This is a genomic window from Vibrio nitrifigilis (genome assembly GCF_015686695.1).
In the GTDB taxonomy this organism is placed as follows: domain Bacteria; phylum Pseudomonadota; class Gammaproteobacteria; order Enterobacterales; family Vibrionaceae; genus Vibrio; species Vibrio nitrifigilis.
In genome coordinates this window covers 2123615-2138985 of record NZ_JADPMR010000001.1, presented here as the reverse complement: position 1 = coordinate 2138985, position 15371 = coordinate 2123615, and the positions used below count along the sequence as shown (strand labels likewise).

General features: G+C 42.4%; 13 protein-coding genes, 1 riboswitch and 1 other annotated feature. Of the genes, 11 read left to right on the top strand and 2 right to left on the bottom strand.

Annotated features, from left to right (window positions below):
• The first annotated feature begins 3 nt into the window (after positions 1-3).
• Positions 4-1308, top strand: a complete 1305-nt coding sequence (locus tag I1A42_RS09500; protein ID WP_161157573.1) for an inosine/guanosine kinase — start codon at positions 4-6, stop codon at positions 1306-1308.
• Positions 1309-1478: 170 nt separating this feature from the next.
• Here the strand turns inward: I1A42_RS09500 and I1A42_RS09495 are convergent, their stop codons facing one another.
• The gene (locus I1A42_RS09495; protein ID WP_161157572.1) at positions 1479-1886 is read right to left on the bottom strand and encodes an H-NS family histone-like protein; all 408 of its coding nucleotides are present in this window, start codon (positions 1884-1886) and stop codon (positions 1479-1481) included.
• 385 nt (positions 1887-2271) lie between these two features.
• A riboswitch (Lysine riboswitch) is annotated at positions 2272-2454 on the top strand.
• A gap of 120 nt (positions 2455-2574) precedes the next feature.
• On the opposite strand from I1A42_RS09495, the gene I1A42_RS09490 reads away from it, so the two are divergent.
• From I1A42_RS09490 to hisIE, 9 genes are all read left to right on the top strand, one after another.
• Positions 2575-4167, top strand: coding sequence for a Na+/H+ antiporter NhaC family protein (locus I1A42_RS09490; RefSeq protein ID WP_196123317.1), 1593 nt, complete (start codon positions 2575-2577; stop codon positions 4165-4167).
• Between the two features lie 199 nt (positions 4168-4366).
• Positions 4367-4503, top strand: a sequence feature (His leader region).
• Positions 4504-4555: 52 nt separating this feature from the next.
• On the top strand, positions 4556-5452 hold the full coding sequence (hisG, locus tag I1A42_RS09485) for an ATP phosphoribosyltransferase (protein ID WP_161157941.1): 897 nt from the start codon (positions 4556-4558) through the stop codon (positions 5450-5452).
• Positions 5453-5456: 4 nt separating this feature from the next.
• A complete protein-coding gene (gene hisD / locus I1A42_RS09480) occupies positions 5457-6752 on the top strand; it encodes a histidinol dehydrogenase (protein ID WP_196123316.1) in 1296 nt (431 codons plus the stop codon).
• A gap of 2 nt (positions 6753-6754) precedes the next feature.
• The gene (gene hisC, locus I1A42_RS09475) at positions 6755-7795 is read left to right on the top strand and encodes a histidinol-phosphate transaminase (protein ID WP_196123315.1); all 1041 of its coding nucleotides are present in this window, start codon (positions 6755-6757) and stop codon (positions 7793-7795) included.
• Positions 7796-7847: 52 nt separating this feature from the next.
• On the top strand, positions 7848-8921 hold the full coding sequence (gene hisB / locus I1A42_RS09470; protein WP_196123314.1) for a bifunctional histidinol-phosphatase/imidazoleglycerol-phosphate dehydratase HisB: 1074 nt from the start codon (positions 7848-7850) through the stop codon (positions 8919-8921).
• Positions 8922-9533, top strand: coding sequence for an imidazole glycerol phosphate synthase subunit HisH (hisH, locus tag I1A42_RS09465; RefSeq protein WP_196123313.1), 612 nt, complete (start codon positions 8922-8924; stop codon positions 9531-9533).
• Between the two features lie 41 nt (positions 9534-9574).
• Positions 9575-10312, top strand: a complete 738-nt coding sequence (gene hisA, locus I1A42_RS09460) for a 1-(5-phosphoribosyl)-5-[(5-phosphoribosylamino)methylideneamino]imidazole-4-carboxamide isomerase (protein ID WP_196123312.1) — start codon at positions 9575-9577, stop codon at positions 10310-10312.
• On the top strand, positions 10294-11067 hold the full coding sequence (gene hisF / locus I1A42_RS09455; RefSeq protein ID WP_161157947.1) for an imidazole glycerol phosphate synthase subunit HisF: 774 nt from the start codon (positions 10294-10296) through the stop codon (positions 11065-11067). Before hisA ends, hisF begins: the two co-directional genes overlap by 19 nt.
• On the top strand, positions 11064-11696 hold the full coding sequence (gene hisIE, locus I1A42_RS09450) for a bifunctional phosphoribosyl-AMP cyclohydrolase/phosphoribosyl-ATP diphosphatase HisIE (RefSeq protein WP_161157948.1): 633 nt from the start codon (positions 11064-11066) through the stop codon (positions 11694-11696). The genes hisF and hisIE overlap by 4 nt, the downstream gene beginning before the upstream one ends.
• Positions 11697-11748: 52 nt before the next feature.
• On the opposite strand, the gene rluE is transcribed toward hisIE, so the two are convergent.
• Positions 11749-12444 (bottom strand): 23S rRNA pseudouridine(2457) synthase RluE, encoded by a 696-nt coding sequence (gene rluE, locus I1A42_RS09445; RefSeq protein WP_196123311.1) that lies wholly within the window; start codon positions 12442-12444, stop codon positions 11749-11751.
• A 525-nt stretch (positions 12445-12969) separates the two neighbouring features.
• Here rluE and I1A42_RS09440 point away from each other — a divergent pair.
• The gene (locus tag I1A42_RS09440) at positions 12970-15195 is read left to right on the top strand and encodes an NADP-dependent isocitrate dehydrogenase (RefSeq protein ID WP_196123310.1); all 2226 of its coding nucleotides are present in this window, start codon (positions 12970-12972) and stop codon (positions 15193-15195) included.
• The last annotated feature ends 176 nt before the right edge of the window (positions 15196-15371 follow it).

Genomic DNA, 15371 nt, shown 5'->3' with positions numbered 1-15371 from the left:
ATTATGAAATTTCCAGGCCGGCGTAAGTCAAAACATTATTTTCCTGTTCACGCTCGTGATCCATTAGTTGTTAAAGCACAAGAAAAAGTTAATTTGTCGAGTACTCACGTAATAGGTATTGATCAGACATTGGTTGATATTGAAGCACGAGTTGAAAGCGAATTAATTGAACGTTATGGATTAAGTAAAGGGCATTCGTTAGTCCTTGACGATGTTACTGCTGAAAAACTTTATAACGAATTAAAAACAAAACAACTCATTACTAATGAATACGCTGGTGGCACTATTGGTAATACGCTGCATAACTATTCTGTATTAGCGGATGATCGCTCAACGTTACTTGGGGTAATGAGCAATGACATTAAAATAGGCAGTTATGGATATCGCTATTTGTGTAATACCTCAAGTCGTGTGGATTTAAATTATCTACAAGGTGTTGATGGAGCAATTGGACGCTGCTTTGCATTAATTACAGAAGATGGAGAGCGAACGTTTGCAATTAGTGAAGGTCAAATGAACCAATTGCATGCGGATAATATTCCTGAATCTATTTTCGAAAATGCGTCAGCCTTAGTATTAACGGCGTATTTAGTTCGTTGTAAAGAAGGCGATCCTATGCCACTTGCAACGATGAGAGCGATTGAATATGCAAAAAAACATCATGTTCCCGTTGTATTAACGTTAGGAACTAAGTTTGTTATTCAAGATGATCCACAATTCTGGCGTGACTTTTTAAATGAGCACGTGTCAGTTGTCGCTATGAATGAAGATGAAGCGGAAGCGTTAACGGGTGAGCATGATCCTTTAATGGCGGCGAATAAAGCGTTAGAGTGGGTCGATTTAGTATTGTGTACTGCCGGACCAATCGGATTATTTATGGCTGGATATACAGAAGATGAAAGTAAACGTGAAACCTCTCTGCCTTTACTACCGGGTTCTATTCCTGAATTTAATCGCTTTGAATTTAGCCGTCCTGCGAAGAAGATAACCTGCCGAAACCCGATAAAAGTGTATTCGCATATCGCTCCTTATATGGGGGGACCTGAACAAATTAAAAATACCAATGGAGCAGGGGACGCTGCTTTATCGGCATTACTGCACGATATGGCTGCTAATAAATACCATAAAGAGATTGTGCCTAATTCAAGTAAGCACCAGCATGAATTCTTGACCTATTCTTCTTTTTCACAAGTGTGTAAATATTCTAATCGAGCAAGTTATGAAGTACTCGCTCAACATTCTCCACGTTTATCAAAAGGTTTACCTGAGAGAGAAGACAGTTTAGAAGAATCGTATTGGGAAAGATAATTCCTGATAGGTTATAAGGTAATTAATTTGGGAACGGTTTCAAAAATAGGAATGGTTCCCTTAATTCAAACTAATTTGATAAATTAACTAAAACTTATATTAGAATTGTCAAAATAATTGACAAAAAAAAGGCTTCTCAATGGAAGCCTTTTTTATAAAAGAGATTGAGATTAAAGTGCAAATTCTTCTAGGGATTTGCCTTCATCTAGCGCTTTCTGGATTACAGAAGGAGTACGACCTTGACCTGTCCAAGTTTTTTCTTGGCCATTAGTATCTATATATTTGTATTTAGGTGGACGAGGCGCACGTTTACCTTTTGCTTTGCTTTTAGTTTCGCCAGCTAGTGCTGAAATTAAAGCATCAACGTCAATACCGTCAGCCGCAATTTGTTCTGCAATAGCTGAAAGTTTTGCTTCTTGTTGTTCACGTTCTGCGCGTTCTTCTTCTTCTGCTTTACGGCGTTCTTCAACAACAGTGGATAATTTATCCAATGCTTCTTCTAGTTGTTCTAGAGTTAAATCGCGAGCGTAAGCACGTAGGCTACGAATATTCAGTAGAGTTTTCGTTACTTCCGACATTACTGTTTCCCATTAAATAATTTAAATAACAACGTAATTCTAAACCGTGATATTTATTCTGACAACATTCAAATTGAAATTAATATGTAAAATTTTCCAAAAATATAACTACTCAGACTGAATAAGGATAAAAAAGTTCATTAGTGTGTCAATTAACGCTAATTATTTTTTTTCATAAATGTCAACAAACGTAAATCATACTCTTTTTTAAGAATTTTATTGCATAAGTGACTTAATTATAGCTAATAGAATATGAATAGACTAAGGTGTGATTAAACATTAATCACAAAAATCGATAGTTGCATTGATGTTTTCTATAAGTACAATAGCGCCACCTAATGTGATGAAGCTTAAATACTCAATATTTATATAAGGGTATTGTTTTCGTCAACGTAGAGGCGCGGGATTGATCAGTAGCTATGATTGGAGTGATGTCAATGAATCATAGTAAAAGGCAATACCGCCGAAGTGAATAAACCTATCACGTTTATCTGCTGGGGTTGTATTAAATAAATACAACACTGCCATAGTCTATTTTGTTGTTAAACTATGGAGCGCTACTGTAGGGTTGGGTGAAGTGTTCGCTTCCCTTTCGCTTGGTTCAACATTATTACGCGTTACTATAAAAAATATTACGTGTAATAGTCTGCAGTAGATCTCTCGCCAACTATTTTGGTTTTTGAAGATCATGAATTTAATCGATTTTTCTGCCTCACCACTGGCGCTGTTACCTCCGGTAATCGCGTTGAGTCTTGCTATTATCACTCGCCGAGTTTTGGTATCACTGGGTGTTGGTATTTGTTTAGGTGCATTTCTGCTTGCTAATTATTCCCCAATTAATGCTGCTGTTTATATAGGGACACAGGTAAAAAGTGTCTTTATAGAAGATAGTGGTCTTAATACGTGGAACATGAGTATTCTGTGCTTTTTGTTATTGCTGGGTATGATGACAGCGTTATTAACGCTATCTGGTGGTACACGTGCATTTGCAAATTGGGCACAAGTTCGCGTTAAAAGTAAACGTGGTTCTAAATTACTGGCTGCATTTTTAGGCGTATTCATTTTTGTCGATGACTATTTTAACAGCCTAGCAGTGGGTTCGATTGCACGACCTGTCACTGATCGCTTTTACGTATCGCGCGCAAAACTGGCTTATATTCTGGATTCGACCGCTGCTCCAATGTGTGTTGTTATGCCAGCATCGAGCTGGGGTGCTTACATTATGACTATTGTAAGTGGAATCTTAGTCTCTCATGGCATTACAGAATATTCGCCTTTGGGCGCTTATATGCGCTTAGTACCAATGAACTTTTACGCTATCTTTGCACTACTTATGGTATTTGCCGTTGTGTGGTTCAAAATGGATGTAGGCCCAATGCGTCAACATGAAATTGATGCTTCTCATGGGGTAGGGTTTGATAGTGATAGCAATATTAAAGATTTAACTGAAGATCTTGATATTGAAGAAAGTGATCACGGCAAAGTATCAGATTTGATTATGCCAATCGTAATGTTAATTATCGCGACAGTCAGTGCGATGATCTTTACGGGGAATCAAGTTCTTGCCGCTGATGGTAAGCCATTCGCCGTGCTCGGAGCATTTGAAAATACAGATGTGGGTACTTCTTTGGTATTCGGTGGCCTGATTGGCTTAATTGTTTCGCTATACACAGTGTTCAAACAACGCTTAGCGATGGCTGCAATTCGTCACACTCTGTGGGTTGGGGCGAAATCCATGTTTGGCGCTATTATCATCTTAGTGTTTGCTTGGACCATTGGCTCTGTGATTGGTGATATGAAGACGGGGGCTTATATGTCGTCGTTAGTGCAAGATAATATCGATGCTAACTGGCTTCCTGCTATTTTGTTTATCTTGTCAGGTATTATGGCATTCGCGACTGGGACCTCTTGGGGTACCTTCGGCATTATGTTGCCAATTGCGGGTGACATGGCCGGAGCGACGGACATTGCCCTTATGTTGCCTATGCTGGGTGCTGTGCTGGCTGGTTCTGTATTTGGTGATCACTGTTCACCAATCTCTGATACCACGATTCTGTCATCGACGGGCGCGCGTTGTAATCATATCGATCACGTAGCTACTCAGTTGCCTTATGCATTAGCAACAGCATTTATTGCGTTGGTTGGTTACATCGTACTGGGTATGACTGATTCAATTGGCATCTCATTCTTGGCGACTTTTGCGACTTTTGCTGTGGTTTGTTGTGTGATGATACGCATCTCAAGATGCAAAATGTTACCAAAAGAATCTTTAGCGAAATAATCTGCTAGTTTAAAGAATTGTTAATCAAAGGAGGCTTAAGCCTCCTTTTTTTATGTTGTCAATTTCATATCCAAACAAAATAAAAAAGTCATAAAAAAAGTCGGATTAGGGCTTGAAAAAAGGGCCAAGCTTAGTTAGTGTGTTTCCATTCCAACGAAAAACAGTAAATAAGTATGCGTAACTTCGATATGAACATTCATCATCACCATCATCATCCCTAATCAGTCTTTCGGGAGATGTACGCATACCCGGGAGGCAGGAATCTCCCGGTGGTCAAATCAGTTTATAGCCAGATTTCAAACCCTCGGGAGCATTAAATCCCGAGGGTTTTTTCATATTGGTCCAACAAGAACTGGTTTAAATTCAAAAAGTTGCAAAGGAAGAATGTATGCAATCACAACGTCTACGTATCGCGATTCAAAAGAAAGGCCGCCTATCAAAAGAGTGCCAAAGCTTATTAAAACAATGTGGTGTCCGCTTCAACATTATGGGTGAACGTTTAGTTGTTCACTCGGTAAATATGCCAATTGACCTATTGCTCGTTCGTGACGATGATATTCCAGGTCTGATTATGGATGGTGTTGTTGATTTAGGGTTTATTGGCGAAAACGAACTAGAAGAAGTACGCCTCGATCGTAAAGCACTTAATGAACCTAACGATTTTACAACATTACGCCGTATGGATTTTGGTGGGTGTCACTTATCGATTGCGATTGATTCAGATGAAGAATACAACGGTCCTCAAGATCTTCAGGGCAAACGTATCGCGACTAGCTATCCACAACTACTGAAAGCTTACATGGATCGTCAAGGTATCGATTTCAGTACTTGTATGTTAACCGGTTCAGTGGAAGTGGCTCCACGTGCTGGGCTCGCAGATGCAATTGCTGATTTGGTCTCCACAGGTGCAACGCTTGAAGCTAACGGCCTTAAAGAAGTTGAAGTGATTTTTGAATCGAAAGCGACATTAATTCAGCGTGCGGGTGAATTTGCGCCGGATAAAGCGAAATTAATCGATAAACTTTTGACTCGTATGCAAGGGGTTCAACAGGCAAAAGAATCAAAATACATTATGCTACATGCTCCTGTTGAACGTTTAGCTGAAATTACCGCATTGCTACCAGGTGCTGAAGACCCAACCGTACTACCACTTTCTGCAGACAAATCTCGTATGGCAGTACACCTAGTCAGCGCAGAAAATCTTTTCTGGGAAACTATGGAGCAACTCAAAGCGTTAGGTGCCAGCTCCATCCTTGTTCTACCAATTGAAAAAATGATGGAGTAAGACAATGAGAACAGTCGTTTGGCAATCCCTAAGTGAAGAACAACAAGATACTATTTTAGAGCGTCCTGCTATTACTGAAGGCGCGAATATTACCGCTGCTGTTTCTGAAGTGATTAATAAAGTTCGTACCGAAGGGGATAAAGCCCTTTGGGAATTAACGGAAAAATTTGATCGTGTAAAACCAGACTCTTTGCGCGTGTCAGAGCAAGACATTGAACAAGCATGCGCTCGTTTAACACCAGAAATGAAACAAGCACTGGAAGAGGCTTATGCGAATATCAGTAAATTCCACAAAGCGCAAAAGCCACAACCAGTAAAAGTCGAAACGATGCCTGGTGTCATGTGTGAGCAGGTGACTCGTCCAATCAGCAAAGTGGGGCTATATATTCCGGGTGGTAGTGCGCCTCTGCCTTCTACTGTACTTATGCTTGGTGTGCCAGCACAAATAGCGGGTTGTCGTAAAGTGATTTTATGTTCTCCACCACCTATTGCGGATGAAATTTTATACGTCGCTAAATTGTGTAATATTGATGAAGTGTACAATTTAGGCGGTGGTCAAGCTGTTGCCGCGATGGCTTATGGTACAGAATCGGTCACCAAAGTGGACAAGATTTTTGGTCCCGGTAATGCGTATGTGACAGAAGCAAAACGTCAAGTGAGTAATGATTTCCGTGGTGCCGCGATTGATATGCCTGCTGGTCCATCAGAAGTATTGGTGATTGCTGATGAAAACGCTGACCCTGACTTTATTGCTGCGGACTTACTGAGCCAAGCTGAACACGGACCAGATTCACAAGTGGTTCTAGTGACGCCGTCACCTGTGATTGCTGACCAAGTCACCGATGCAGTGCAAAAGCAGTTAGCTGAACTTTCGCGTAAAGAGATTGCACAAAAAGCGTTGGCATCGAGTTTAATTATTATCGCCGAGTCTTTGACCCAAGCCGTATCTATCTCCAACTTTTATGGCCCAGAGCACTTAATCGTACAGACTAAAAATCCACGAGAGCTTGTGCCACTGTTTGATAACGCAGGGTCAATCTTTCTAGGCGATTGGTCACCAGAATCAGTGGGTGATTATGCTTCAGGTACTAACCACGTGCTACCAACGTATGGCTACACTCGAACCTATTCAAGTCTTGGATTAGCAGATTTTAGTAAACGTATGACAGTGCAAGAGTTGTCAGCAACAGGCCTGCAAAGCCTTGCCCCTACCGTGGTTGAAATTGCCAATGCGGAAGGGTTAGACGCACACCGTCGTGCCGTCACCATCCGTGTAGAAAAACTGCAAAAGGAGCAATAGACATGGAAAAGTTAGCTCGTAAACAAGTTCAAGCATTAACTCCGTATCTTTCTGCACGTCGTATTGGTGGCTCCGGTGATGTGTGGTTGAACGCCAATGAATCGCCATTTGGTAATGAATACAATTTATCACTCAATAACTTAAACCGTTACAGTGATTGTCAGCCGGCTGAATTGATTAATGCTTATGCAAGTTATGCTGGCGTACAACCGGAACAAGTGCTCACTTCTCGTGGTTCTGATGAAGGTATTGAATTATTAGTGCGCGCGTTTTGTGAAGCGGGTGAAGACGCTATTTTATACTGTCCTCCTACCTATGGAATGTACGCAATTAGTGCGGAAACATTTGGAGTGGAACGTAAAACCGTACCATTGACTGACGATTGGCAACTGAACTTACCGGAAATCGAACGTAATCTGGATAATGTTAAGTTGGTGTTTGTGTGTAGTCCCAATAACCCAACAGGTAATTTGGTTAACCGTAACGATATTATTAAGTTACTAGAGATGACCAAAGATCGCGCAATCGTGGTAATGGATGAGGCTTATATCGATTTCTGTTTAGAAGCGAGCACGGTTGATTTATTAGCGCACTATCCGCACCTTGCGATTCTCCGTACGTTATCAAAAGCATTCGCACTGGCGGGGTTACGTTGTGGTTTTACCTTAGCAAATTCTGAATTAATCCAAGTGCTATTGAAAGTGATTGCACCATACCCTGTGCCAATTCCCGTAGCAGAAATTGCGGTTCAAGCTTTATCCGAAGCTGGTCTAGCGCGAACAAAATTCCAGGTATTGGATATTTCAGCCAACCGAGCCTATTTGCAGGCGGGTTTAAGTGCGATTGAAGGTGTTACCGTATTTGATGGCTGGGGTAACTATATTCTGATTGAATTCCCTGATGGTGACGCGCTGTTTAAAGCCGCTTGGAATGAAGGCATTATTTTACGCAATTCACCCATTAAAAACTGTGTACGTATTAGTGCAGGGAATCGTGAAGAGTGCGAAAAAACACTGGCCTTTATTCGTAATTACTACCAATAACTGATTATATGAGAGGAAGAGAATACGCTTCCTCTTAGAAAAGGAACTTTCTGTGAGTAAACAACAAAAAATTCTCTTCATTGACCGTGACGGCACGTTAATTGTTGAACCACCCATCGATTTTCAGGTGGATCGCCTCGATAAACTGAAGCTTGAACCCTTTGTCATTCCTAGCTTGCTTGCTTTGCAAAACGCTGGATACCGTCTGGTGATGGTGTCTAATCAGGATGGTTTAGGAACGGATAGCTACCCACAAGAAGATTTTGATGCGCCGCACAATATGATGATGGAGATCTTTGCTTCACAAGGGGTTAAGTTTGATGACGTATTACTTTGCCCACACTTCGAAGAAGATAATTGCTCATGTCGTAAACCTAAGTTGGGGCTAGTTAAAGACTATCTCCAAGGTGGCTTAATTGATTTTACCCAATCAGCTGTTATTGGTGACCGTGCAACCGACATGCAATTAGCGCAAAATATGGCGGTGCAAGGCATTCAGTACAACCCAGAAACGCTTAATTGGCCAGCCATTGTAAAATTACTCACCACTAAACCGCGTATCTCTGAAGTGGTGCGTAAAACAAAAGAAACGGACATTAAAGTTGCCGTTAACTTAGATGAGCAGGGTGGCAATCAAATCTCAACAGGACTTGGCTTCTTTGATCATATGTTGGATCAAATTGCTACTCACGGTGGTTTCCAAATGGTGTGCCAAGTTTCGGGCGATCTACATATTGATGATCACCATACGGTCGAAGATACCGCGCTAGCGCTAGGTCAAGCACTAAAAGAAGCGCTAGGTGATAAACGTGGTATTGGCCGTTTTGGTTTTACTTTACCAATGGATGAATGTTTAGCTCAGTGCGCACTCGACCTATCTGGTCGTCCTTATTTGAAATTCGATGCGAAGTTTAGCCGCGAGCAAGTGGGCGATTTCTCAACGGAAATGGTGTATCACTTTTTCCGTTCATTAACTGACACATTAGCATGTACATTGCACCTGTCGTCTAACGGCGAAAACGATCACCACATTATCGAAAGCTTATTCAAAGCGTTTGGTCGTACATTACGCCAAGCGATTAAAGTGGAAGGTAATGAATTGCCAAGCAGCAAAGGAGTTCTATAAATGACCCAAAAAGTTGTGATTATTGATACCGGCTGCGCCAATATTTCCTCGCTACGTTTTGCGATTGAACGTCTAGGTTATGACGCTGTTATTTCTCGGGATCCTGCAGTTGTGCTTGCTGCTGATAAGCTGTTTTTACCTGGTGTCGGCACGGCGACCGAAGCGATGAAAAACCTGCGTGAGCGTGGTTTGATTGAGTTAGTCAAAAAAGTGGAAAAACCGCTTCTTGGCATCTGCTTGGGTATGCAATTACTCGGGTTGCGTTCTGAAGAAAAACGTTCTGATGCTACCGCGCAAGTGGATTGCTTAGGGTTGTGTCAAGGTGTTGTAAAACAAATGGATACAGCTGGTCTACCACTCCCTCATATGGGGTGGAATACCGTGAAAGTGGTTGACCAGCACCCGTTGTTCGCGGGTATTGAAGAGACCGAGCATTTCTACTTTGTCCACAGTTTTGCTATGCCTGTCGGGGATTACACTATCGCCCAAGGCGACTATGGCAACCCTTTTAGTGCTGCTATTCAAAGTGGCAACTATTACGGTGTGCAATTTCACCCAGAGCGCTCTTCTAAAGCTGGCGCTAAATTGATTGCTAATTTTCTGAATTTATAAGGATAACCACCGAATCAAGGATTGGGTGAAAGGATGTGTAAATGATCATTCCCGCATTAGATTTAATTGAAGGTCAGGTAGTGCGCCTTTATCAAGGTGACTATGGCCAAGTAACAGAATACAAAGTTGATCCGGCCGAACAATTCGCTGTTTATCACCAAGCCGGAGCGAACTGGTTACACCTTGTTGATCTTACCGGTGCTAAAGATACCTCAGCGCGTCAACTTGACCTTATTGCCAAGTTAATAGCGAGTACCCCTGCTAATGTACAAATAGGCGGAGGGGTTCGTTCAGAATCTGACGTAAAAGGTTTGCTTGAGGCTGGAGCAGAACGCGTTGTGATTGGTTCGACCGCGGTAAAACAACCAGAGATGGTAAAAGGTTGGATGCAAAAATATGGGGCGGAACACATCGTGCTGGCTTTAGACATCAATATTGATGATCAAGGGGTACGTAACGTCGCTATTTCTGGTTGGCAGGAAGATTCTGGTGTCACCATCGAAGCGCTGATTGAGGATTACCTTACTGTTGGCCTACAACATGTGTTGTGTACGGATATTTCCCGCGATGGGACGTTAGCGGGTTCTAACGTTGAGTTGTACGTTGACCTTTGTAAACAATACCCACAGGTACAGTTCCAATCTTCAGGTGGTATCGGCAGTTTAGCGGATATTGAAGCGTTAAAAGGAACAGGCGTAGCGGGCGTGATTGTCGGCCGCGCACTACTAGATGGTAAATTCACCGCTGAGGAGGCATTCGCATGTTGGCAAAACGTATAATTCCCTGTCTTGACGTTCGAGATGGACAAGTGGTGAAAGGGGTTCAATTTCGTAATCACGAAATCATTGGTGATATTGTTCCACTAGCGAAACGTTACGCAGAAGAGGGCGCCGACGAGTTGGTATTCTACGATATCACTGCATCAAGTGATGGCCGTGTGGTGGATAAAAGTTGGGTATCACGTGTTGCTGAAGTCATCGATATTCCTTTCTGCGTGGCTGGTGGCATTCGTAGCGCTGAAGATTGTGCGCGTATTCTGGAATTTGGCGCAGATAAAGTTTCGATCAATTCACCCGCGCTCGCTAACCCAGACTTGATTACTGAACTGGCTGATCGCTTCGGTGTGCAGTGTATTGTGGTGGGGATCGATTCTTACTTTGATAAAGAAACGGGTAAATACCAAGTCTACCAATTTACCGGAGATGAGCATCGCACTAAAGCGACGCGTTGGGAAACGAAAGATTGGGTCCAAGAAGTACAAAAACGTGGCGCCGGAGAAATCGTACTGAATATGATGAACCAAGACGGCGTGCGCAATGGCTACGATCTAGACCAACTTAATATGGTGCGTGAAGTGTGTAAAGTTCCGTTGATAGCGTCTGGTGGCGCTGGTGAAATGGTTCACTTCCGCGATGCTTACCAAAAAGCAAATGTGGATGGCGCACTCGCCGCGTCTGTATTCCACAAGCAAATCATTAATATTGGCGAATTAAAACAATACTTAAAACAAGAAGGGATCGAGGTAAGACTATGAGTCAAGATTCAACAAGTCAGTCACTAGTCGAAAGAGTGAATTGGGAAAAAGTCGATGGGTTAGTCCCTGCGATTGTGCAAGATTTCAAATCAAGCCAAGTATTAATGATGGGATACATGAACCCAGAAGCATTGCAAAAAACGCTTGATACTGAAAAGGTTACCTTCTTCTCACGCACCAAACAGCGTCTATGGACCAAAGGTGAAACCTCTGGCAACGTGTTGCAGTTAAAGAATATTGCGCTGGATTGTGACCAAGATACCTTATTAGTAAAAGCAAACCCAATTGGCCCAACATGCCACTTAGGAACGACAACCTGTTTTGATGGCGACGCACAAGAAGAGTCACAAATGGTTTGGCTTCATCAATTGGAAACTCTGCTTGGCGAACGTAAATCGGCCGATCCCGAAAGCTCTTACACCGCCAGTTTATACGCCCGTGGCACCAAACGTATTTCGCAAAAAGTCGGTGAAGAAGGCGTTGAAGTTGCGCTTGCGGCAACGGCGGGTGACAAGCAGGAATTGATTTGTGAATCAGCCGATTTGATGTACCACTTATTGGTATTGTTGAATGACCAAGATTTATCCATGAGTGATGTGGTTGATAAATTAAAAGAACGTCATAAATAACGTCCTTTTGCTGACAAAAGATTATATGAATCGCCCTTAGGAGAATGTTCTGCTAAGGGCGAATTTGTTTCCACTCACCGTTGGCTAAGTCGCCTAATGTAATGTCACCCATTGAATAGCGAATCAAGCGCAGCGTCGGATAGCCAATATGTGCGGTCATTCGTCTGACTTGCCGATTACGTCCTTCAATAATGGTAATCGCCAGCCAAGTGGTTGGGATTGCCGCTCGAAAACGTACCGGTGGGTTACGAGGCCACAGTGACGTGGGTTCGTCAATGATGTTCACTTCAGCAGGTAATGTCATGCCGTCTTTTAACTCAACCCCTTGGCGCAAGTGATCTAAATCCTGTTCTCTAGGGGCACCTTCGACTTGTACCCAATATGTTTTGGGTGATTTAGATTTTGGTTGGGTTAATCGTGCTTGCAAAACACCATCATTAGTTAGCACCATTAATCCTTCACTGTCTCTATCAAGACGACCAGCGGCATACACTTCTTTTACTGGGATAAAATCGGCTAAGGTTTGACGTCCATCTCCGTCAGTAAATTGGCTCAATACGTCAAATGGTTTGTTGAAAATAATAACTTTTTGTTCATCAGGACTAATGCGTGGTTTTCTATTAGTTTGAGAAGGACGCTTATTCTGAGGCTTAGTGTAACGTTTTTTGTCGTTAGAATGAGAGCGACGAGCTGGGGTGGAGGACCTTACTGCAGTTTTTGAACGTTTGCCGGATGGGCGAGATGACATGTTAACTACCTTGCAAAAATGTAAATTTTTCACTGCGATCGTTTTTTGCTATCGAACTTTACGTTATGATTTCATGCACAAAAACGGGTGTGATGCGAAAGCTAATGGACTCCGGCATCGGAATTCGTTATTTATATTCCCACAAATCTAAAGATACTGGGTATAATCGCACTTCATCAAGTTACCTATGAAAAGTGACTGATGCGGCGAAATTTCGATAAATCATACCATGTATTGGCATGGTTTCAGTGCGAAATCATTCAATGTATACTCGGCGTGCAAACTATTTGCACAGAGCACAACGTCTCGTGTGCACTCAAGGACGATAATTCGATTCATATTGTTCTAAACTAAAATCATCAAGAGTGACACACACTGGTGAAATACATGATTTCATCTGCCTATCTTGGCTATTGTGATCCGTTCATGATGACCTTCGATATCCTAAAATCATGTGCAGTCACCAGAACCGCCAAAAACACGACAGTTTCTGTGTCGTGTGATTAGAACATATAGGGAAAGTTCATGCCTACAAAAAAACCAACGATCATCTATACGATCACTGATGAAGCACCGGCACTGGCAACATACTCTTTATTGCCTATTATTCAGTCTTTTACAGCATCTTCCGGGATTAATGTAGATACTCGAGATATCTCTCTAGCTGGACGTATTCTTGCTAATTTCCCCGAGCATCTTAAACCTGAACAACGTATTGCAGATGCTCTAGCTGAACTTGGTGATTTAGCTCAAACTCCTGAAGCTAATATCATTAAGCTGCCAAATATCTCAGCATCAGTTCCTCAATTGCGCGCCGCAATCAAAGAGCTACAAAGCAAAGGGTATGATCTTCCTGATTATCCAGATGAGCCAAGCTCATACGATGAAGAAGCAATCAAAACAACGTACGACAAAATTAAAGGTAGTGCGGTAAACCCTGTATTACGTGAAGGTAACTCTGACCGTCGTGCGCCTGCATCAGTTAAAAACTATGCGAAGAAAAATCCCCATTCCATGGGGGCTTGGAGTAAAGACTCTAAATCTCATGTTGCTAGCATGGCTGAGCATGACTTCTTTGGTTCAGAAAAATCTGTGACGTTAGATAAAGCCACCGATGTTACTATCCAATTTGTAGCAAAAGATGGTACGAAAAAAGTACTGAAAAAGTCTTTTGCACTGCAAGATAAAGAAATCATCGACGCGTCGGTGATGAGCAAAAAAGCGTTGGTTAGCTTTTTTGAACAACAAATTGCCGAGGCTAAACAACAAGATGTGTTGCTTTCACTGCACATGAAAGCGACCATGATGAAAGTGTCAGACCCGGTAATTTTTGGTTACGCTGTCAAAGTGTATTTCAAAGATGTGTTCGATAAATACGCAGACTTATTTACCCAATTAGGCGTTGATGTAAACAATGGTTTTGGTGATGTTTACGCGAAGATTCAAACGCTTCCCGACGCCAAACGCAAAGAAATTGAAGATGCGATTGCCGCTGTTTATCAAGCTCAGCCTGAATTAGCTATGGTGGATTCGGATCGTGGGATTACCAACCTTCACGTACCAAGCGATGTGATTGTTGATGCTTCTATGCCTGCAATGATTCGTTCATCGGGTCAAATGTGGGGACCAGATGGCAAGCAGAAAGATACCAAAGCATTGATTCCTGATCGCTGCTATGCAGGTGTGTACCAAACAACCATCGATTTTTGTAAAGAACATGGCGCATTTGACCCAACCACAATGGGTAGCGTGCCTAACGTTGGTTTGATGGCACAAAAAGCGGAAGAATATGGTTCACATGACAAAACCTTTATTCTTGATGCAGCGGGCGAAGTGCAGATCGTAGATGCTGAAGGTCAGGTACTACTGGCACAACCTGTTGAAGCAGGTGATATATTCCGTATGTGCCAAGTAAAAGACGCGCCTATTCAAGATTGGGTTAAGCTGGCGGTTAATCGTGCCCGTGCTAGCCAAACACCAGCCGTATTCTGGCTAGACAGCGCTCGTGCTCATGACGCTGAACTGATCAAGAAAGTTAATGAGTACCTGCCACAACACGATACTGCGGGACTGGATATTCAAATTTTGTCTCCAGTGGACGCAACATTGCTGTCACTAAAACGCATCAAAGAAGGTAAAGACACCATTTCTGTAACAGGTAACGTACTGCGTGACTACCTGACTGATTTATTCCCAATTTTAGAATTGGGTACATCAGCAAAAATGTTGTCTATCGTGCCATTAATGAATGGTGGTGGCTTGTTTGAAACAGGGGCTGGTGGTTCTGCGCCTAAGCACGTTCAGCAGGTTGAAAAAGAAAATCACTTACGTTGGGATTCATTAGGTGAATTCCTCGCTCTCGCGGCTTCTCTGGAGCATCTAAGCGATGCTGCGGGCAATGCTAAGGCGAAAGTATTGGCAGATGCATTAGATAAAGCCACAGGTGAGTTCCTCGATAACAATAAATCCCCATCGCGTAAAGTGGGTGAGTTAGATAACCGAGGCAGTCATTTTTATCTAGCAATGTATTGGGCTCAAGCGTTAGCGGCTCAAAGCACAGATCCAGAATTAGCACAACAGTTTAAAACAATTGCTGAAAAGCTGGTTGAAAACGAGGCTACCATCGTTGCTGAACTTAATGGTGCACAAGGTATTCCTGGCGATTTAGGTGGTTATTACTTACCTGAGTTTGCTAAAGCGGCTGCATTAATGCGCCCTAGTGCAACGTTGAACAGTATTATTGATGCTTGATTAGTGTTAATGAAATACTCATTGTCGGTTACAACTGCATGGGTATTGAGTAAAAACAATAAAACCCGCGCTAGCGGGTTTTTTATGTCAATCACAGCAGCGTTGAGATCAACGTTACCTAGATTGCAAAGGTGATACTGCTATGGCCATTCTTAGGCTAACGTGGGTGAAATAAG